Genomic DNA, 18,780 nt, shown 5'->3' on the forward strand with positions numbered 1-18,780 from the left:
CACCGCGACCGTCAACGCGACCACCAAGGCGACCGCTGACGCGACCACGGCCGCAGGGCCGGCGACGGGCCGTACGCGGCCACGCGCGCTGATCGTGACCGCCGACGACTTCGGCCTGCATCCGGCCGTCAACGAGGGAGTCGAGCTGGCTCACCGGCATGGCGTGCTCGACGCCGCCAGCCTGATGGTCGGCGCACCGGCCGCCGCCGATGCGGTATCGCGCGCGCACCGGCTGCCGCGGCTGCGCGTGGGCCTGCATCTGGTGCTGGCCGACGGTCCGTCGGTGCTGCCGCCGGCCGCCATTCCCGACCTCGTCGACGCCGAGGGCCGCTTCGGCTCGGCGATGGCGCGCGACGGCCTGCGCTTCTTCCTGTCCGATGCGGTGCGCCGCCAGCTGGCCGCGGAGATCCGCGCGCAGTTCGCCGCCTTCGCCGCGACCGGCCTGGCACTCGATCACGTCAATACGCACAAGCATTTCCATCTGCATCCGACCGTGCTGTCGCTGATCCTCGCCATCGGCCGCGATTACGGCCTGCGCGCGATGCGGCTGCCGCGGGAGACGGGCGCGCCATGGTGGCTGCGCCCGTGGCTCGCGCTGCTGCGCCGGCGCCTCGATGCCGCCGGCATCGCCCACAACGACCATGTGATCGGCATCGCCCGCAGCGGCGCGATGGACGAGGACGCCGTGCTGGCCGCCTTGCGCACGCTGCCGCCCGGCGTGGTCGAGCTCTATCTGCATCCGGCGACGGAATCCGGCGAACGGATCGCGCCGTCGATGCGCGGCTACCGCCATGCCGACGAACTGGCCGCGCTGCTGTCGCCGCGCGTACGCACCGCGCTGGAGCAGGTGGCGCCGCGGCGCGGCGGCTTCGCCGATCAGTTGCCCGCGCGCATCGGCGACGACGGCTCCTGTGCCTCGCCGGGGTGGCGGCGATGAAGCGGCTCGGACTGCTGGCCGGCCTGATCGGGCTGATCGCGCTGGGCGCGCTGATCGTGCATCAGGGCGTGGGACAGATCGCCAACACCGTCGCCCGCGCCGGCTGGCCGCTGCTGTGGCTGCTGCCGGTGCATGGCGTGGCGATCGCGCTCGACGCGCGCGCCTGGCAGGGCCTGCTGCGCGCCGCGGCGCCCGCCGCGCATCCGGGCATGCTGTTCCTGTGGTGGGTGGCAAGCGTGCGGGAGGCCGTCAACCGGCTGCTGCCGACGGCCAATGTGGGCGGCGAGCTGGCCGGCATCCGGCTGGGAAGGCTGCAGGTCGGCGACACCAGCGCGGTCACCGCCAGCGTGGTGGTCGAGGTCATGGTCACGCTGTTCTCGCAGTATCTGTTCTGCGTGATCGGCGTGCTGCTGCTGATCGCCGCGATTCCCGGCGGCCATCAGGAACAGCGCGCCCTGACGATCGGCGGCGGGCTGCTGCTGTCGCTGCCGCTGCCGGTCGCGTTTGCGCTGGCGCTGCGGCATGGCGCGCTGTTCGCGCGGCTCGAACGGCTGGCCCGGCGCCTGCTGGGCGAGGAACACCGGATGGTCGATGCAATCGCCGGCGCCGACCTCGGCGCGGGCCTGGACGAGCGCATCCGCTCGCTGCTGGGACGGCTGCGCACGCCGGTCACCGCGGCGGTCTGGCAACTGCTGGGGCTGACGGCCGGCACCGTCGAGACCTGGTTCGCGTTGCGGCTGCTGGGCCATCCGGTGTCGTTCGGCGAGGCGCTGGCGATCGAGTCGCTGACGATGGCGGCGCGCAATATGGCCTTCTTCGTGCCGGGCGGGCTCGGCGTGCAGGAGGCGGTGGTGATGCTGCTCGGCCAGCTGCTCGGCATCGACGCGCAGACCGCGCTGTCTCTGGCGCTGGTGCGCCGCGCGCGCGAGGTGCTGTACGGCGTGCCGGCGCTGCTGTCGTGGCAGTGGTTCGAGGTGCGCCGCTGGCGCGACCGGCACGGCGAACCGGCCGCGGCCGTACGGAGCGGCCGGCGATGAGGCGCGGCGCTTCAGCGGCCGCCGGCCTGGCGCGCGTTGTGCTCGGACAGATAGCGGATCAGCCCGTCGATGCCGTCGCGCTCGACGATGTCGCCGAACTGGCGGCGATAGACCTCGATCAGCCACGCGCCCATCATGTTGATGTCGTAGATCTTCCAGCCGTCGGCGCCGCGCCGCAGCCGGTAGTCGATCTGGTTCTCGTCGCCCGCGGTGATCACGCGCGTGCGCACCACCACGTCGTCGGCATTGGCGCCGCCCTGCACCGGCGCATAGCGGAATTCGACATTCTGGCCGCGCAGCTGGGACAGCGACAGCGCATAGGTGTGGACCAGCAGCGTGCGGAACTGCTCGACCAGTTGCTGCTGCTGCGCGGGATTGGCGGTGCGCCAGGCGGGACCGAGCGCGAGCCGCGTGGTGCGCGCGAAATCGGTATAGGGAAGGAACTGGCGCCGTACCACGGCCACGACGCTGGCCTGATCGCCGGCGCTGGCCGCGGAATCGGCGCGCACCGCGGAAATCACCCCTTCCACCGCGGTGCGCACCAGCCGGTCGGGCGCGGCGCGCTCGGCGGCGTTGGCAGGCAGCGGCCAGATCAGCATGGCGGCCGCGATGGGGAGTGCGATGGGGAGTGCGATGGGGAGTGCGATGGGGAGTGCGGGCAGTGCCAGCGGAGCGGGCAGTGCCAGCGGAAGCGCGATGGCCAGCGCGGGAAGCGGCGAGCGGGAGCGGGAACGGGAACGGACAGGGAACATGGAGAGCGATCCGACGGCATGACGACGAACATGGCGATCCGAGCGATCGAGTATAGACCCGCCGCCAGCGCCGCTGTAGTGGCCTGCGCCCACGCTGGCCTCGCATGCTGACCGCGGCCATTACCCGCCTGGTGATGCTGGGGACCGCGCGCGCCTGGCTGACCATCGCGCTGGCGGCCGTGGTCTGCGCCGGCAGCGGCTGGTATGCGGCGCGGCACTTCGCGATCAATACCGATATCGGCCGCCTGCTCGATGTCGACGCCCCGTGGGCCCGCTACGATGCCGCGCTGAACCAGGCCTTCCCCGACCGCGACCGCATGATCCTCGCGGTCGTGCAGGCGCCGGTCCCGGAGTTGGCCGAAGCCGCCGCCGATGCGCTGGCGCAGTCGCTGCGCAATCAGCCGTCGCACTTCGAGGCGGTGCGCCAGCCCGGCGGCGGCGCCTTCTTCGCGCGCAACGGCCTGCTGTTTCTCGATACGCCGACGCTGGCGCGGGTCACGCGCGACCTGACCGATGCGCGGCCGCTGCTCGATGCGCTGGCGCGCGATCCGTCCTTGCGCGGGCTGGCCGACACGCTGTCGGTCACGCTGGGCCTGCCGCTGCAGATGGGCCAGGTCACGCTGGCGCAGATGGCGCCGCTGCTGTCGCGCAGCGCGATGGCGCTCGAGCAGGTGCTGGCAGGCCGGCCGGCGGCGCTGTCCTGGCGCACGCTGGCCGACCCCACGCCGGCGTCCGGTCCCGCGCTGGCCTTCGTCGCGGTCAGCCCGGTGCTCGATTACGGCGACCTGCAGGCCGGCGCCGATGCCTCGGCCGCGATCCGCGCCAGCGCGGCGCAGCTGCAGCTGGCACAGCGCTACGCGGCCGAGGTACGGCTGACCGGGCCGCAGGCGCTGGCCGACGACGAGTTCGCCTCGGTGGCCGACGGCGCCGCGCTGAACGGCGCGGTGACGGTGCTGGTCGTGATCCTGATCCTGTGGCTGGCGCTGCGTTCGGCGCGGCTGATCGTTGCCGTGCTGCTGAGCCTGTTCGCTGGCCTGGCCGTCACCGCGGCGCTGGGGCTGGCAATGGTCGGCGCGCTGAACATGATCTCGGTCGCCTTCGCGGTGCTGTTCGTCGGCCTCGGCGTGGACTTCGGCATCCAGTTCGGCGTGCGCTACCGCGCCGAGCGCCACGACCGCGACCATATCGTGACGGCGCTGGCCCATACCGCGCAGGCGCTGGCGGTGCCGCTGTCGCTGGCGGCGGCGGCCACCGCCGCCGCGTTCTTCGCCTTCCTGCCGACCGACTATCGCGGCGTGGCCGAACTGGGCCTGATCGCCGGCGTCGGCATGTTCGTCGCGTTCCTGACCACGGTCACGCTGCTGCCGGCGCTGATCCGCGTGCTGCAGCCCGACGGCGAGACTGTGGCGCCCGGCATCCGCTGGCTCGCGCCCGCCGACGAGTTCTTCGAGCGCCATCGCAAGCCGGTGCTGTGGGTCACCTGCGTCGTGATCCTGGCCGCCTCGCCGCTGCTGACGCAGCTGCGCTTCGATTTCGATCCGCTGAATTTGAAGGACCCCGCCTCCGAATCGATGGCGACGCTGCGATCGCTGAAGGACGCGCCGCAGGCCGGCACCGAGGATGTCAGCGTGCTGGCACCCTCGCTCGATGCCGCACGTGCGCTGGCGACGCGGCTGTCGGCACGGCCCGAGGTCGAGCGCGTCACCACGCTCGACAGCTTCGTGCCGCACGATCAGGACGCCAAACTGCCCTTGATCGCATCGGCGGCGCGGGCGCTGCTGCCGGCGCTGACCCAGCCAGCCGCGCCGCCGGCCTCCGATCCGCTGCGCGTGGCCGCGTTGCGCCGCACGGCCGGCCAGCTCGAACTGGCGGCCAACACCCGCTCGGCCCCCGGTACCACGCCTGCCGCGGGCGTGAGCGAAGCGCGGCGGCTCGCGCAGGCGCTGCGCAAGCTGGCCGATGCCGACGCCGCGACCCGCGACCGCGCCGAACGCGCAATCGCCCTGCCCCTGCGGCTGGGACTGGCGGGCCTGGCGCAGGCGCTGCGGGCCGAGCGCGTCGCCATCGATTCGCTGCCGCGCGAACTGGTGCGCGACTGGCTGACGCCCGACGGGCGCGCGCTGGTCACCGTCAGCCCGCGCCTGCCGCCCGGCGAACGCGCGCGCGAGGCGGCGCTCGACGCCTTCGTGCCGGCGGTGCTGGCGATCGCGCCGGAGGCCACCGGCGGGCCGATCGCGGTGCGCGGCTCGGCCCGCACCATCCTGAGCGCGTTCGCGCAGGCCGGCGCGTGGGCGGTGCTGTCGATCGCGATCCTGCTATGGCTGACGCTGCGCCGCTTCGCCGACGTGCTGCGCACGCTGGTGCCGCTGCTGGTATCGGCGGTGCTGACGCTGGAGCTGTGCGTGGTGTTCGGCATCGCGCTGAACTTCGCCAACGTCATCGCGCTGCCGCTGCTGCTCGGCATCGGCGTCGCCTTCAAGATCTACTACGTGATCGCATGGCGCGAGGGCAAGACCGGCCTGCTGCAGTCCAGCCTGACCCATGCGGTGCTGTTCAGCGCGGCGACCACCGCCACCGCGTTCGGCAGCCTGTGGCTGTCCAACCATGCCGGCACCGCGAGCATGGGCAAGCTGCTGGCGCTGTCGCTGGTGTGCACGCTGGCCGGCGCGGTGTTTTTCCAGCCTATTCTGATGGGACGGCCGCGCCAGTCGCGCTGAATTGTCCGAGGCCGCGGACGGACCGACCACGACGCCACCATGATCGCCATGCCAGAGCCCTCGTCTCCTTCGCCCCTTTCACGCCATTGGCTCCTTTCACGCCATTGGCTCCTTTCACGCCATTGGCCCCGTTCACGCCTTTCGCCCCTTTTACGCCTTTCGGACTCTTCGTCTCTGTTGCCCGCGCCGGCAGCGCTGCACCGGCTGATCCCGCTTGCCGCGCTGTGCTGCGCGGCCTGCGCGACCGGGCCGAACGCCAATCCTGCCGACCCGCTGGAACCGCTGAACCGCGCCGTCCATACCGTCAACGACAAGATCGATACCTATGTCGCGGTGCCGGTCGCCAAGGGCTATCGCCGCGTCACGCCGCAGCCGGTGCGCACCGCGGTGACCAATGTCTTCAACAATTTCGGCGACGTCGGCAACGCGATCAACAACCTGCTGCGGGGCAAGGGCGTGGCGGCGGCCGAGAGCGTGATGCGGGTCGCGATCAATACCGTGCTGGGCCTGGGCGGATTGATCGATATCGCGACGCCGGCCGGGCTGCCGAGGCATCCGCAGGATCTGGGCCTGACGCTGGGCACGTGGGGCGTGCCCTCGGGGCCGTATCTGGTGCTGCCGCTGTTCGGGCCCAGCACCGTGCGCGATGGCATCGGCATGGCCGGCGACGTCTTCACCGATCCGGTGACCTATATGGATCCGGCCTGGCGCAACAGCCTGTTCGCGCTGCAGTTCGTCAATACGCGCAGCAATCTGCTCGATGCCACCAGCCTGCTGGAGCAGGCCGCGCTGGACAAATACAGCTTCGTGCGCGACGCCTATCTGCAGCAGCGCCGCCAGCGGCTGCGCGGCGGCGAGTCCGGCGATCTGCCGGACTATGGCGACGAGGGGGACGAGGCAGACGGCGCGCCCGGCGCAGCGTCGCCAGCGACGGGGACGCCCGGACCCGCGGTCGGCTCAACGCCGGCGCCAGTTCCAACCCAAGCTCCAGCGCCCGCCCCGGCTCCCGCTGCAGCGCCGGCCCCAGCTCCAGCTCCAGCTCCAGCTCCAGCTCCAGCTCCAGCTCCGGCCCCAGCCCCGGCCCCGGCCCCAGCCCCAGCCCCGGCCCCGGCCCCAGCCCCAGCCCCAGCCCCAGCCCCGGCCCCAGCCCCGGCCCCAGCCCCAGCCCCAGCCCCAGCCCCAGCCCCAGCCCCAGCCCCAGCCCCCCAATGATCGCGCGATTCGCCCGCCAAGCGCTGCAGCACGGCCGCCAGCCGGCGCAGGCCGCGCCGCGCCGCGGCGGCTTCCCGGGCAAGCTGCAGCAGTTCGCCCATTTGCGCGGGCTGTTTCAGCAGGCTGGCGCATAGCGCGCGCATCGCGACACCGCCGTCGGCCCCGAACGCGGCCAGCGCCGCCGGCGGAACGCGGCGCCCCGCCGGATCGGCAATCGCCCGGCACACGACGAACGGCAGCCCCGCCGTGCGCGCCGCCGCGGCAATGCGGTGCGACTCCATGTCGACGGCCACCGCGCCGGTCGCCGCATGCAGCGACCGCTTGTCGGCAATCGTTGCGGCTGGCGAGTCCACTCCCACGATCGTGCCGTCGACCGCCTCGGGTAAGGCCAGGCGAATCGCGCTGGCCCAGCGGGCGTCGGTGTCGAAGCGCGAGCCGTCAGCCGCCACGGCATCGGCCACGATCACGCTGCCTGGCGGCAGCGCGGGATCGAGCCCGCCAGCGACGCCGAAGCTGATCACCCCGGCGTAGCGGTGCGCCGGTTCCTTGCCGTCGCGCAAAGGGGCCGTTAGCGCGGCCGTAACCGTGGGGGTCGGCGCGGCGGTCAGCGCGGCCGTAACCGTGGGGCTCAGCGCTGCGGTCAGCGCATGGCCGAGGGCATCGCCGCGCAGGCCGCTCAGCGTCGTAGCGTCTGGCCAGTTCAGCAGCCGCGCCTCGAAGGCCATGCCGGTGACGACCAGCCAGAGCGGTGCGCGGGCATCGGCGCGGTTCGCGGACTCGCTCACATGCCCCATGGCATGCGCCCCGCGGCATCGTTGGGAACGGCGGCATCGGCCGAACTGCCGAGGCCTCCACGATTGCCGGGATCACCCGGGTCGCCGGGATTGGCAAGGTTGCCGGGATTGCCGAGATTGCGGTAGCGCGCCAGCGCCCACAGCGGGAAATACCGCGCATAGCCGTGATAGCGCAGATAGAACACGCGCGGAAAGCCGACCGCGGTGAAATGCTGCTCGTCCCACAGCCCGTCGGCGCGCTGCTCGCGCAGCAGATAGTCGATGCCGCGCGCGACCGCCGGCTGCTCGCGGCAGCCGGCCGCCATCAGGCCCAGCAGCGCCCACGCGGTCTGCGACGGCGTGCTCGGCGCGCTCTCGTGGCCGCGGTAATCGAGCCGGTAGCTGCTGCCGTCCTCGCCCCAGCCGCCGTCCTCGTTCTGTACGGACAGCAGCCACTGCGCGGCGCGGCGCACCGGCGCGGCATCGGGCCCGAGCCCGGCCGCCTGCAGCGCGCACAGCGCGCTCCACGTGCCATACAGGTAGTTGGTGCCCCAGCGCCCATACCAGCTGCCGTTTGCCTCCTGCTCATCGAGCAGATAGCGCAGCGCCTGCGCGGCGGCGCGGTTGTTCGCCGGCAATTCGCCCAGCTGCGCCAGCATCGACAGGCAGCGCGCCGACACGTCGGCGGTGGGCGGATCGAGCAGCGCGCCATGATCGGCGAACGGGATGCTGTTCAGATGGCTGTGCGTGTTTTCCGGTTCGAACGCGCCCCAACCGCCGTCGCTGCTCTGCATGCCTTCGATCCATTCGCGGGCGCGAGCCAGCGCGGGCGCGACGCGGCCGCCCCAGCGCGCATCGCCACGCGCGGCGCGATCGAGCGCCATCGCGACCACGGCGGTATCGTCGACATCGGGATAGTGGGGATTGGCATACTGGAAGGCCCAGCCGCCGGGGCGCAGATGCGGACGGCGCACCGTCCAGTCGCCGCGCACGTCGAGCACCTGCAGGGGCAGCAGCCAGTCGAGCGCGCGCCCCGCCGCCGCCAGCGCGCGTTCGCCGCCGGCTTCGAGCATCGCATGGCAGGTCAGCGAGGTGTCCCACACCGGCGAGAAGCAGGGCTGGCAGTACGTCTCATCGCCGTCGCCGCCATGCTCGACCAGCAGACGGTCCAGCGCCGCGCGGGCCTGCGCGACCGCGGGCTCGTCGCGCGGCACGCCGAGCGCATCGAACATCATCACCGCGTTGACCATCGCGGGAAAGATCGCGCCGAGGCCGTCGTCGCCGTTCAGGCGCTCGCGCACGAAGCGCTCGGCCTGCTGCATCGCGCGCTGGCGCAGCGCGCGCGGCGACAGGGGCTCGAGCACGCGCAGCGCGACATCGACGCCGCGGAACACCGCATACCAGAAGCGGCTCTGGTGCGGCGCCCTGCCCGGCATCCGCGCGGCCTGGCTGGGCCGGCGAAACAGTTCGTCGATGCCCACGCGGCGCGGATTGCGCGCGCACGGACGCAGCGTGTTCAGCACCAGCAGCGGCACGATCACCGTGCGTGCCCAGTACGAGATCTTCGACAGATGAAAGGGAAACCACAGCGGCAGCAGCATGATCTCGACCGGCATCAGCGGCACCGCGCGCCATGGCATCACGCCGTACAGCGCCAGCAGCGTGCGCGTGAACACATTGCTCGCTTCGGCACCGCCCAGCGCCAGGATCCGCTCGCGCGCGCGCCGCATCGCCGGCGCATCGACCGGCTCGCCGATCATCTTCAGCGCGAAATACGCCTTGACGCTGGCGCTGATATCGGACGCGCCGCCATGAAACAGTGGCCAGCCGCCGTCATCGTTCTGCCGGCGCAGCAGATAGCGCGCGATGCGCGCCTCCCGCGCGGGATCGGCCGGCTCGCCCAGGTAGTGGACCAGCAGTACGTATTCGGACGGGATCGTGGTATCGGCCTCGAGCTCGAACACCCAATGGCCGTCGGGCCTTTGCCGCGCGATCAGCGCGTCGACGGCGTGCGCGATCGCGGCATCGAGCCGTGAGCCGGCGAGGTCAGTGGGGGCGGTGAACGAAGGGAGGGATGGCGCGAGGGAGACGACGGTGTCCGGCCGATCCTGGGTGTCCACGGGGTCCACGGCGGGCGGCGAACCGGTCAAGGCGATCTGGATTTCAGCCACATCACTCCTCGTCACGCAATGACATCGCGAGGCAGCCGGCGGGGCGGGACCACGACCGGCGCGTGCGAACCCGCGATCGGTGTTGGGGGGTCGGGCGATTATAGCAACAAGGCCGAACGCGGGCCCGGACATGCCCGCTTGCCTTGACAGCCCCCGTTCCCGGCTTCTATGCTGGCGCGCATTGTTCCTTTCAAAAGACCGATGTTCTGTTGTACGGAATACAAAAGAACTTCGGCGAAATCGCCATGAATCCCGACTCCGCCAACGGCAGCCCACCCGGGGCCGCGCCGAAAGAGCGCCGCAAGCCGCTGCGCGGCATCCGCGTGCTCGACCTGACCAATGTGCTGGCCGGCCCCTTCTGCTGCCATCAGCTCGCGCACTTGGGCGCGGACGTGATCAAGGTGGAGACGCCCGGCACCGGCGACCTGGCGCGCCAGCTGGGCGCCGACGCCGAGCTGAACCGCAGGCTGATGGGCGTGTCCTTCCTCGCGCAGAACCCCGGCAAGCGTTCGATCACGCTGAACCTGAAGCATCCGCTCGGCAAGCAGGCGCTGCGCCGGCTTGTCAGCGAGTCCGACGTGCTGGTCGAGAACTTCCGTCCGGGCGTGATGGCGCGGTTGGGGCTCGGCTACGACACGCTGAAGCAGGACAATCCTCGGCTGATCTATTGCGCGATTTCCGGCTTCGGCCAGGACGGCCCGCTGGCCGACCTGCCGGCCTACGACCAGATCATCCAGGGCATGGCCGGCGTGATGAGCATCACCGGCGATGCCGAGACCGCGCCGTATCGCGTCGGCTATCCGGTCTCGGACACCGTCGGGGGGCTGACCGCGGCGCTGGCGGTGGCCGCGGCGCTGGCGGATCGCGACCGCACCGAGGGCTATCTGATCGACGTGTCGATGCTCGAATCGACGCTGGCGACGATGGGCTGGGTCGTGTCGAACTACCTGGTGGCCGGGCGCGAACCGGCGCCGATGGGCAACGACAACATGACCGCGAGCCCCTCGGGCACCTTCCGCACCGGCGACGGGCTGATCAATATCGCCGCCAACAAGCAGGAACAGTTCGAGGCGGTCTGCCGCGTGATCGGCCGGCCGGAGCTGGCCACCGACCCGCGCTTCGCCGAGCGGCAGGCGCGGCTGCAGCACCGCGCCGCGCTGCAGGGCGAGCTCGAGGCGCAGCTGACGCGCCAGCCCACCGCGCATTGGTGGCCGCTGCTGAACCAGGCGGGCGTGCCGGCCGGTCCGGTCTATACGGTTCCGCAGACGCTGGCCCACCCGCAGGTCGCCACGCGCGGCATCGTCGCCGAGTTTGCCGACGCGCCGGGCGTGGGACGCGACCTGCGTCTGCTGCGCACCGGCTTCAAGCTCGACGGCGCCGCGCCGGCGGTCGATACGCCGCCGCCCGAACTGGGCCAGCACACGCGCGACATCCTCCTCGAACTCGGCTATACCGCCGAGCAGATCGACACCATGCAGGCGGAGAAGGCCCTATGACCGCATTCGATCCCTCCAACCCGGACGCCGGCCAGCGCCGTGCCGAAGACTGGTGGCGCAGCGCCATCATCGACATGCAGCCCGGCGTGATCCGCTATCGCGGCTATCCGATCGAGCAGCTGATCGGGCGTGTCTCGTTCGCACAGATGATCTGGCTGATGCTGCGCGGCGAACTGCCGCCGCCCGGCCAGGCCGCCCTGCTCGACGCCGCGCTGATGTCCGCGGTCGACCATGGGCCGCAAGCGCCCAGCATCGCGGTGGCGCGCATGGCGGCGACCTGCGGCGTGGGCCTGAACAATGCGATGGCGTCGGCCCTCAATCTGCTCGGCGACGTGCACGGCGGCGCCGGCGAGCAGGCGGTCGCGCTCTACCTGGAGATCGCGGCGCGCGCCGACGCGGGACTCGCGCTGCGGGAAGCGGTGCGTGCGGGCCTGCAGGCCTGGCGCGAGCTGCACGGCAAGTACGTCTCGGGGTTCGGCCATCGCTTCCATCCGGTCGATCCGCGCGCGCCGCGGCTGCTCGAACTGGTCGACCAGGCCGCCGCCGACGGCGTGGTCGGCGGGCGGTTCGCCGCGATCGCGCGCGCGGTGGAGGTGGAGCTCGGTGCGGGCCGATCGCGGCCGGTGCCGATGAATATCGACGGCGCCACCGCGGTGATCTACGCCGAGCTCGGTTTCCCGCCGCCGCTGGCGCGCGGGCTGTTCTGCCTGTCGCGCTCGGTCGGCATCCTGGCGCACGCGTGGGAGCAGACGGAGCAAGGCGGCCGCAACAAGGGACCGATGCCGCGAGAGTTCATCTGGACCTATGACGGGCACCCGCCGCGGGATGTGCCGGAGGCGGTGTCGCCCCGGCAGTCGCAGGGCTGACGGTCGGGTGAGTTGTCAGGCGAGAGGTCGGGTGAGCGGTCGGGAGAGCGGCCGGGTGGGCGGCCGGACGGCAAGCACTAGTGCGTTGCAAAGCGTCGCGGCCGGCGGGTCAGCGCGTGTCGCCAGGAAGATCGGCCGCCAGCGCGGGATCGGACTGCGCATCGGCGTCCATGACCGACGCCATCGCGGAGTCCGATGCGGACGCCCGCTCCATTTCCGCCGCCGCGGCGATCGCCTCCTCCCGCTCGAGCGTGGACGCCAGCACGTAGCGATCCCGCCCGCGCCGCTTCGCTTCGTACAGCGCCCGGTCGGCGTTGCCGAACAATTGCTGCCACAGCCCCACCGAATCGGAACCGTCGTCGCGCAGCTGCGCCACGCCGATGCTGACGCTGGCGAACTTACCCGCGGGCCCGGGCAGCGGGATCGCGCGTACCTTACGCAGGATCCGCCGGGCCAGCGCGGTGGCCTGATGCTCGTCGGTATGGGGACACAGCACGCAGAATTCCTCGCCGCCGTAGCGGCCGGCCACATCGGAGGCGCGGCGCGAGTTGTCCAGCGCCTCGGCGATCGCCTGCAGCACGGCATCGCCGGCGCGATGCCCGCTGCGGTCGTTGACCTGCTTGAAATGATCGACGTCGATGACCAGGCAGGCGACCGCCTGCCGGTTGCGCAGCGCGGACACGATCAGCCGGCTGGCGGCATTGTCGAGCGCGGCGCGGTTCAGCAGGCCGGTCAGCCCGTCGATGCGGGCGCCGCGTTCCTTGTTGGCGATCACCTGCTCCAGCGCCATCACGGTGAAGCCGAACAGCCCGAGCAGCGTCGCCACCAGCGGGGCGAGCACCACCACGGCGTTGTAGGTGGCGTCGTGGGTCAGATTGGCCGCATTGAACGGCGACGCGGAAATCGCATTGTCGGCCTGCCAGGCCGCGGACGCGCCATAGAGCTGCGCGCACAGCTGCACCGCGCTCGCCAGCAGCACCAGCGGCAGCCCGATCTCGCTATGGCGCACGCGCGAGCGCAGCAGCACGAGGATCGTCGTCAGCGACAGCAGCGCCAGCGCGACATAGGCGACGCGATGCAGCTGCAGTACCGGATGGGGTCCGGTCAGCGCATCGAGGGCGGCGGCGACGGTGACCACCACGGCGGCGCCCTGCATGCGGGTGAATCCGGGCAAACCCTGATGCACGCGCACGCCGCAATAGATCGTCAGCTTGCCGGCCAGATAGACCATCACCGCCACCGCGCCCACTTCGACCAGATGCACCGTGGCGGCGTTGATCGTCAGCGCCAGGCCGCCGGCGGACAGCACCAGATGGCCGCCGGCCCATAGGCGGCCGGCATCGGTGCGGATCAGCGCGAACACAAGGCCCGTCGAGATCAGCAGCGTGCTGGAAAACACCACCATCATGACGATCACAATGCTGTGCTGGTCTAGCTGCACGGTATCCCTCGGAAAATGCCGCGTTGCATATGCCCCGGCGGCACGGCCGCTCGTCCCAAAAACCTTTGATGATAGCCGTCGCACCGGCACCGGGCATCCCCCTTGAGTCGGGCATGGGCTGGCGGCAGCCTCGGCGTGCCGCCAGCCGGCCGACGCACGCTCAGTCGTCGAAGGGGAAGCTGCCGCCCAGCGTTTCGGTCAGCGCGCGCGCGGCGCGCAGCACGTCGGTGCGGAAATCGGGCCGGTAGCGCGAGGCCGGGCAGGTCAGCGTCAGCGCGCCGCGCAGTTCGCCGCCGGGGCCGAACACCGGGGCCGACACGCCGGCGATATCGGGCACGCGGTCGCCGACCAGCGTCGCCACGCCCTCGCGGCGAATGGTGTCGTACAGCTGGCCGCGCGCGCCGGCGAAGGCGCGCAGCACGCGCCCGCCAGCGCCGCGGTTGCGCGGCAGCAGATCGCCGGCGCGGGCATGGTCACGCACCGGCTGCGGGGAATCGACGCGATAGAGGCATAGCCGGTGCTCGCCCTGCTCGACATGGAAGGCGGCGCTCTCGCGGGTGTCCTGCACCAGCTGGCGCAGCACCGGCATCACGGCCGTCTCCAGCGAGAACGACGCGGCATAGACCGCGTGCAGGCGCGCGACCTCGGGGCCGAGGCCGTAGCGGCCGTCGGCATGCCGCACGACCAGCCGCGCATGCTCGAGCGAGGCGAGCAGCCGCAGCAGCGTACTTTTGTAGAGGCCGGAACGCTGCGCCAGCTCGGCCAGCGTCAGCGCGGTATCGCCGAGCCGGAACGCGCGCAGCAGGAACAGCGCGCGATCCACCGCTACCGCGCCGCCCTCGGCGGCATGCTTGTCGGCTTCGGAAACCTGGGCGGCTTTACGGGGCATCGGTGATGGGTCAGCGGATCGGCGGGTCGCGGGCGCGGCGGGCGGATGCAGCCGGGCGCGCGGCGACCGTGCACCGTATAGAACGGCGCTTTCTTTGTCAATGCGGACCGCTCCGCCTCGCCGCCTCACCCCGGACCCGGGCCGCCTCATCCCGGCTTCAACGCGGCTGGCCACCTAAGCGGCCGCAACTCGGCCGCCTCACCCGAGCCGTCTCACCGGAGCCGTCTCACCCGAGCCGTCTCACCGGAGCCGTCTCACCCGAGCCGTCTCACCCGAGCCGCCTCACCCGAGCCGTCTCGCCCGAGCCGTCTCACCCGAGCCGCCTCACCCGAGCCGCCTCACCCGAGCCGTCTCGCCCCCGGCCACCTCACGCCAACCGCCGCACCACCGCGTCCGCAAACTCGCGCGTGCTGGCCTTGCCCTTCAGGTCGCCGGTGCGGATGTTGTCCTCGTTCAGCGTCCGGTCGATCGCGGTGCGCATCCGCTGCGCCAGGTCCTGGCGGCCGACATGCTCGAGCATCAGTCCGGCCGCCAGCATCAGCGCGACCGGATTGGCCACGCCCTTGCCCGCGATGTCCGGCGCGGAGCCGTGCACGGCCTCGAAGACCGCCGCGTGCTCGCCGATATTGGCGCCCGGCGCCAGCCCCAGCCCACCGACCAGTCCCGCGATCTGGTCCGACAGGATGTCGCCGAACAGGTTGGTGCACAGCAGCACGTCGAACTTCCACGGGTCCAGCACCAACTGCATCGCGCAGGCATCGACGATGCGGTCCTCCATCTCGACCCGCCCCGCATAATCGGCCGCCACCTCGCGCGCGGCCTCCAGGAAGATGCCGGTCAGCGCCTTCAGGATGTTGGCCTTATGGACCACGGTGACCTTCCTGCGGCCGTTGCGCAGCGCGTATTCGAAGGCGAAGCGGGCGATGCGCAGGCAATCGGCGCGCGTATTGGTGCCGGTGGACACCGCCACCGCGCGCGGATCGTCGCCGACGGCAATGTAGTAGTCGTGCGCGACATAGAAGCCGCCGACGTTCTCGCGCACCAGCACCAGGTCGATGTCCTGATAGCGGCCGGGCACCAGCGTGCGCGCCGGCCGCACGTTGGCGTACAGCTGGAACAGCTCGCGCAGCCGGACATTGACCGAGCGGAAGCCCCCGCCCACCGGCGTGGTCAGCGGCCCCTTCAGCGCCAGCCCGGTGCGGCGGATGCTGTCCAGCGTGGCCTCGGGCAGCGGGTCGCCGCTGGCCTCCAGCGCCGCCATGCCGGCCTGCTGCGTTTCCCAGGCGAACGGCGCGCCCAGCGCGTCCAGCACCTGCAAGGTGGCGTCCATGATTTCCGGGCCGATGCCGTCGCCGGGAATCAGCGTGGCCGGGATGGCGGCACCGCCGCCGGGGGTCGCGCTGGTGGTCGCGCCGGGGGTCGCGCCGGGCGTCGTCCTGTCGGCCTTGTTGGTCGGATTTGCATCGGTTTGCACAGGCGATCTCCACAAATTGACAATGACTTCGGGTGGCGGCGGCACGCCAAGGCGACGAACAGCCCGGGCCGGCACTGGCCGGCAGCCAAGGCCCGATCAGCCGCCAGGCGCCTTGCCCGCCGGGCTCGCGCCCGCCCCGCCCGGGCCCATGGCCAGTTCGCCCGTCCCTTGCTCCGGCGCGGCGCGCGTGCGCACCACCACCTCCGAATGCAAGGTTCGGTGCACCGGGCACTTGTCGGCGATGGCCAGCAGGGCCTCGCGCTGCTGCGCGTCGAGCGGCCCGCGCAGCGTGACCTCGCGCTCGATCCAGTCGACCTTGCCGTCGCGCGTGTCGCATTCCGCGCAGTCCGCGGCATGGATCTTCTCGTGCCTCAGTGACACGCCGATGTGTTCCAGCGGCCAGCCCTTGCGCTCGGCCACCATCCGGATCGTCATCGAGGTGCAGGCGCCCAGCGCCGCCAGCAGCAGGTCGTAGGGGGCCGGCCCGCCGTTCAGGCCGCCGAACGAGACCGGCTCGTCGGCCAGCAGCCGGTGCTTGCCGACCGTGACCTGCTGCTGGAACTTGCCGGCATGGTTCTCCTCGACCCGCACCAGACCCTCCTCGACCGCGGCGGCCGGCAGCGTGGCCGCGTCGATGCCGAGGTAGCGCTGGCTCCAGGCGGCGATGGTGTTGGCGACATAGGTCGCGTCCTCGCGCCGGGTCAGCAGGTGATCGGCATGGTCCAGCGAGACGAAGCTCTTCGGATGGCGAGCGGCGATGAACAGCTGGCTCGCATTGTCGATGCCGACGGTCTCGTCGACCGGGGAATGCATCACCAGCAGCGCGCGCCGCAGCTGCGACACCTTGGCGAGCAGCGTCTGCTCGGCGACGTCGTCGAGAAACTGCTTGCGGATGCGGAACGGTCGTCCCGCCAGTTGTACCTCGGCTTCGCCGTTGGCGGCGATGGTCTCGGCGTGCTCGCGCAGCAGGCCGACCACGTGCGAGGGATCGCTCGGCGCGGCGATGGTGGCCACCGCCTTTGCCTCGGGAATGCCGTCGGCCGCCGCCAGCACGGCGGCGCCGCCCAGGCTATGGCCGATCAGCAGCGCCGGCGCCTGCAGATGCTGGCGCATGTAGTCGGCGGCCGCATGCAGGTCGGCCACGTTCGACGAGAAATTGGTGTTGGCGAAATCGCCGCCGCTGCCGCCCAGGCCGGTGAAGTCGAAGCGCAGCACCGCGATGCCGTGCTGCGTCAGCGCCTGCGCGATGCGGCTGGCCGCCACCACATCCTTGCCGCAGGTGAAGCAATGCGCGAACAGCGCGTAGGCCTTGACCGGGCCAGCCGGCATGTCGAGGCGGCCCGCCAGCGGCTGACCGTCATGGCCCGGGAACTGGATCTTCTGGTTGGCCTGGCTGGTTGGAGTCGCCGGGTTCGCCGGGCTGGGCTGATTTGATGGGTCGGGCATGCGATGGCTCCTGGCGAAAAAATGGCGCGATGGCCGGTCCTCGTTACTGTAGCCGCTTCGACCATCGAAGTGGCCGAAAGGTCATGCTAATCCGGCCGCTTCGCCTTCATCGGGAGGACCGCACCACGGCCTTCGCCAGACATGCGGTAGACATGGCGCAGACAAGCAGCAGACATGTCGCTGGCCTGCGATCCGCAGGCGATGACAGGGCCGATCCGTCACGGGTAATCCCTACATTGTTGCGCTTGGTTGCAATTCCTAACATGAAGTCAATTACAAACCACTTGCACGCCGCCCCCTTCCAATTCGGCAGAGTCGCCACCGGGCCGGCCACCGCATCGCAATTCCAGACGTCGCATCAACGGTTCGAGGCTGGCGCACTCGCGGCGCTGCCTCCGGTGTCGTCAACAGCAGCAAGGGGGAAGACAGCATGGCAGCGAAAAACAAGCGCGGTGCGGTATCGCGACGGGGATTTCTGGGCGGGGCGGGGGCTGCGGTCGGTGCAACGGCGCTGGGATTTCCAGCGATCGTCAAGGCCCAGGGTCCGATCACGATGCGCTGGCAAAGCACCTGGCCCAGCAAGGACATCTTTCACGAGTTCGCCGGCGACTTCGTCGCCAAGGTCAACGACATGTCGGGCGGCGAGCTGAAGATCGAACTGCTGCCGGCCGGCGCGGTGGTCAAGGCGTTCGATCTGATCGACGCGGTCAGCAAGGGCACGCTCGACGGCGGCCACGGCGTGATCGCCTACTGGTATGGCAAGAACTCCGCGCTGGCGCTGTGGGGTTCGGGACCGGCCTGGGGCATGGATCCGAACATGCTGCTCGCCTGGCACAAATACGGCGGCGGCAAGGAGCTGCAGCAGGAGATCTACCGCAGCCTGAACCTGGACGTGGTGTCCTTCCTGTACGGACCGATGCCGACGCAGCCGCTCGGCTGGTTCAAGAAGCCGATCACCAAGCCGGAGGACTTCAAGGGCCTGAAGTTCCGCACGGTCGGCCTGTCGATCGACATCTTCACGGGACTGGGCGCCGCGGTCAACGCGCTGCCCGGGGCCGAGATCGTGCCGGCGCTGGACCGCGGCCTGCTGGACGCGGCCGAGTTCAACAACGCCAGCTCCGATCGCGCGCTGGGGTTCCAGGACGTGTCCAAGGTCTGCATGCTGCGCAGCTTCCACCAGTGCTCGGAACAGTTCGAGATCCTGTTCAACAAGAAGCGCTACGACGCGCTGCCGCCCAAGCTGCGCGCGCTGATCGCCAACGCGGTGGACGCGGCATCGGCCGACATGTCGATGAAGGCGATCGACCGCTACTCGAAGGACTATCAGGCGCTGCAGCAGCAGGGCGTGAAGTTCTACGCGACGCCCAATTCGGTGCTGCAGGCGCAGCTGAAGATCTGGGACGAAGTGGTGGCGCGCAAGGAAAAGGAAAACCCGATGTTCAAGAAGGTCAACGACTCGATGAAGGCGTTCGCGCAGCGCAGCACCCGCTGGCAGAACGACACCAACGTCGATTACCGGATGGCCGCCACGCACTACTTCAGCAAGCGCAGCTGACCAGCGGGGCGCGA

14 protein-coding genes and 1 pseudogene are annotated in these 18,780 nt (G+C 71.0%); 8 read left to right on the plus strand and 7 right to left on the minus strand.

From position 1 onward, the window contains the following. Nucleotides 1–88 precede the first annotated feature (88 nt). Entirely contained in the window at nucleotides 89–937 is an 849-nt protein-coding gene (hpnK, locus tag KZ686_RS17100; RefSeq protein WP_226106266.1) for a hopanoid biosynthesis-associated protein HpnK, read from the plus strand. Next, entirely contained in the window at nucleotides 934–1,974 is a 1,041-nt protein-coding gene (locus KZ686_RS17105) for a lysylphosphatidylglycerol synthase domain-containing protein (RefSeq protein ID WP_149318093.1), read from the plus strand. The genes hpnK and KZ686_RS17105 overlap by 4 nt, the downstream gene beginning before the upstream one ends. Nucleotides 1,975–1,985: 11 nt before the next feature. Here the strand turns inward: KZ686_RS17105 and KZ686_RS17110 are convergent, their stop codons facing one another. Beyond that, nucleotides 1,986–2,573 (minus strand): MlaC/ttg2D family ABC transporter substrate-binding protein, encoded by a 588-nt coding sequence (locus KZ686_RS17110; RefSeq protein WP_226105251.1) that lies wholly within the window; start codon nucleotides 2,571–2,573, stop codon nucleotides 1,986–1,988. A gap of 257 nt (nucleotides 2,574–2,830) precedes the next feature. Between KZ686_RS17110 and hpnN the strand changes: the two genes are divergently transcribed. The 3 genes from hpnN (at nucleotide 2,831) to KZ686_RS17125 (ending at nucleotide 6,789) form a co-directional block, all read left to right on the plus strand. Next, nucleotides 2,831–5,443 carry a hopanoid transporter HpnN gene (gene hpnN, locus KZ686_RS17115; RefSeq protein WP_265634446.1) on the plus strand — a complete coding sequence of 871 codons (2,613 nt, stop codon included), beginning with the start codon at nucleotides 2,831–2,833 and terminating at the stop codon, nucleotides 5,441–5,443. A gap of 177 nt (nucleotides 5,444–5,620) precedes the next feature. After that, on the plus strand, nucleotides 5,621–6,655 hold the full coding sequence (locus KZ686_RS17120) for an MlaA family lipoprotein (RefSeq protein WP_322784957.1): 1,035 nt from the start codon (nucleotides 5,621–5,623) through the stop codon (nucleotides 6,653–6,655). After that, nucleotides 6,652–6,789, plus strand: coding sequence for a hypothetical protein (locus tag KZ686_RS17125; RefSeq protein ID WP_265635471.1), 138 nt, complete (start codon nucleotides 6,652–6,654; stop codon nucleotides 6,787–6,789). Before KZ686_RS17120 ends, KZ686_RS17125 begins: the two co-directional genes overlap by 4 nt. On the opposite strand, the pseudogene KZ686_RS17130 reads toward KZ686_RS17125, so the two are convergent. Together KZ686_RS17130 and shc are read right to left on the minus strand one after the other, a co-directional pair. Next, nucleotides 6,757–7,449 (minus strand): annotated as a pseudogene (locus tag KZ686_RS17130) (phosphorylase family protein); the annotation flags it as partial. The gene KZ686_RS17125 and the pseudogene KZ686_RS17130 sit on opposite strands and share 33 nt — an antisense overlap. Next, on the minus strand, nucleotides 7,437–9,599 hold the full coding sequence (gene shc, locus KZ686_RS17135) for a squalene--hopene cyclase (RefSeq protein ID WP_407648587.1): 2,163 nt from the start codon (nucleotides 9,597–9,599) through the stop codon (nucleotides 7,437–7,439). The pseudogene KZ686_RS17130 and the gene shc, both read right to left, overlap by 13 nt. 245 nt (nucleotides 9,600–9,844) lie before the next feature. On the opposite strand from shc, the gene KZ686_RS17140 reads away from it, so the two are divergent. Together KZ686_RS17140 and KZ686_RS17145 are read left to right on the plus strand one after the other, a co-directional pair. Then, nucleotides 9,845–11,095: a CaiB/BaiF CoA transferase family protein gene (locus tag KZ686_RS17140; protein ID WP_265634448.1), complete on the plus strand. Its 1,251-nt coding sequence runs from the start codon at nucleotides 9,845–9,847 to the stop codon at nucleotides 11,093–11,095. Continuing rightward, on the plus strand, nucleotides 11,092–11,961 hold the full coding sequence (locus KZ686_RS17145; RefSeq protein WP_265634450.1) for a citryl-CoA lyase: 870 nt from the start codon (nucleotides 11,092–11,094) through the stop codon (nucleotides 11,959–11,961). The genes KZ686_RS17140 and KZ686_RS17145 overlap by 4 nt, the downstream gene beginning before the upstream one ends. Nucleotides 11,962–12,070: 109 nt before the next feature. Here the strand turns inward: KZ686_RS17145 and KZ686_RS17150 are convergent, their stop codons facing one another. The 4 genes from KZ686_RS17150 to KZ686_RS17165 all read right to left on the minus strand — a co-directional run bounded on the left by KZ686_RS17150 (nucleotide 12,071) and on the right by KZ686_RS17165 (nucleotide 17,211). Continuing rightward, a complete protein-coding gene (locus KZ686_RS17150) occupies nucleotides 12,071–13,402 on the minus strand; it encodes a GGDEF domain-containing protein (RefSeq protein ID WP_226105241.1) in 1,332 nt (443 codons plus the stop codon). Between the two features lie 160 nt (nucleotides 13,403–13,562). Beyond that, nucleotides 13,563–14,291, minus strand: coding sequence for an IclR family transcriptional regulator (locus KZ686_RS17155; protein WP_149318086.1), 729 nt, complete (start codon nucleotides 14,289–14,291; stop codon nucleotides 13,563–13,565). 367 nt (nucleotides 14,292–14,658) lie between these two features. Further along, nucleotides 14,659–15,666: an isocitrate/isopropylmalate dehydrogenase family protein gene (locus KZ686_RS17160; RefSeq protein WP_265635267.1), complete on the minus strand. Its 1,008-nt coding sequence runs from the start codon at nucleotides 15,664–15,666 to the stop codon at nucleotides 14,659–14,661. Nucleotides 15,667–15,861: 195 nt separating this feature from the next. Beyond that, nucleotides 15,862–17,211 carry a bifunctional alpha/beta hydrolase/OsmC family protein gene (locus KZ686_RS17165; protein WP_265634453.1) on the minus strand — a complete coding sequence of 450 codons (1,350 nt, stop codon included), beginning with the start codon at nucleotides 17,209–17,211 and terminating at the stop codon, nucleotides 15,862–15,864. A gap of 430 nt (nucleotides 17,212–17,641) precedes the next feature. On the opposite strand from KZ686_RS17165, the gene KZ686_RS17170 reads away from it, so the two are divergent. Further along, a complete protein-coding gene (locus tag KZ686_RS17170; RefSeq protein WP_149318084.1) occupies nucleotides 17,642–18,766 on the plus strand; it encodes a TRAP transporter substrate-binding protein in 1,125 nt (374 codons plus the stop codon). Nucleotides 18,767–18,780: the final 14 nt, after the last annotated feature.

It is taken from the genome of Cupriavidus cauae (genome assembly GCF_026210475.1).
GTDB classification, from domain to species: domain Bacteria; phylum Pseudomonadota; class Gammaproteobacteria; order Burkholderiales; family Burkholderiaceae; genus Cupriavidus; species Cupriavidus cauae.

Bases quoted from the DNA above. Each gene is read 5' to 3' on its own strand.
- KZ686_RS17105 (WP_149318093.1), top strand. From the start codon at position 934: ATGAAGCGGCTCGGACTGCTGGCCGGCCTGATCGGGCTGATCGCGCTG.
- KZ686_RS17110 (WP_226105251.1), bottom strand. From the start codon at position 2,573: ATGCTGATCTGGCCGCTGCCTGCCAACGCCGCCGAGCGCGCCGCGCCC.
- hpnN (WP_265634446.1), top strand. From the start codon at position 2,831: ATGCTGACCGCGGCCATTACCCGCCTGGTGATGCTGGGGACCGCGCGC.
- KZ686_RS17125 (WP_265635471.1), top strand. From the start codon at position 6,652: ATGATCGCGCGATTCGCCCGCCAAGCGCTGCAGCACGGCCGCCAGCCG.
- KZ686_RS17140 (WP_265634448.1), top strand. From the start codon at position 9,845: ATGAATCCCGACTCCGCCAACGGCAGCCCACCCGGGGCCGCGCCGAAA.
- KZ686_RS17145 (WP_265634450.1), top strand. From the start codon at position 11,092: ATGACCGCATTCGATCCCTCCAACCCGGACGCCGGCCAGCGCCGTGCC.
- KZ686_RS17155 (WP_149318086.1), bottom strand. From the start codon at position 14,291: ATGCCCCGTAAAGCCGCCCAGGTTTCCGAAGCCGACAAGCATGCCGCC.
- KZ686_RS17165 (WP_265634453.1), bottom strand. From the start codon at position 17,211: ATGCCCGACCCATCAAATCAGCCCAGCCCGGCGAACCCGGCGACTCCA.
- KZ686_RS17170 (WP_149318084.1), top strand. From the start codon at position 17,642: ATGGCAGCGAAAAACAAGCGCGGTGCGGTATCGCGACGGGGATTTCTG.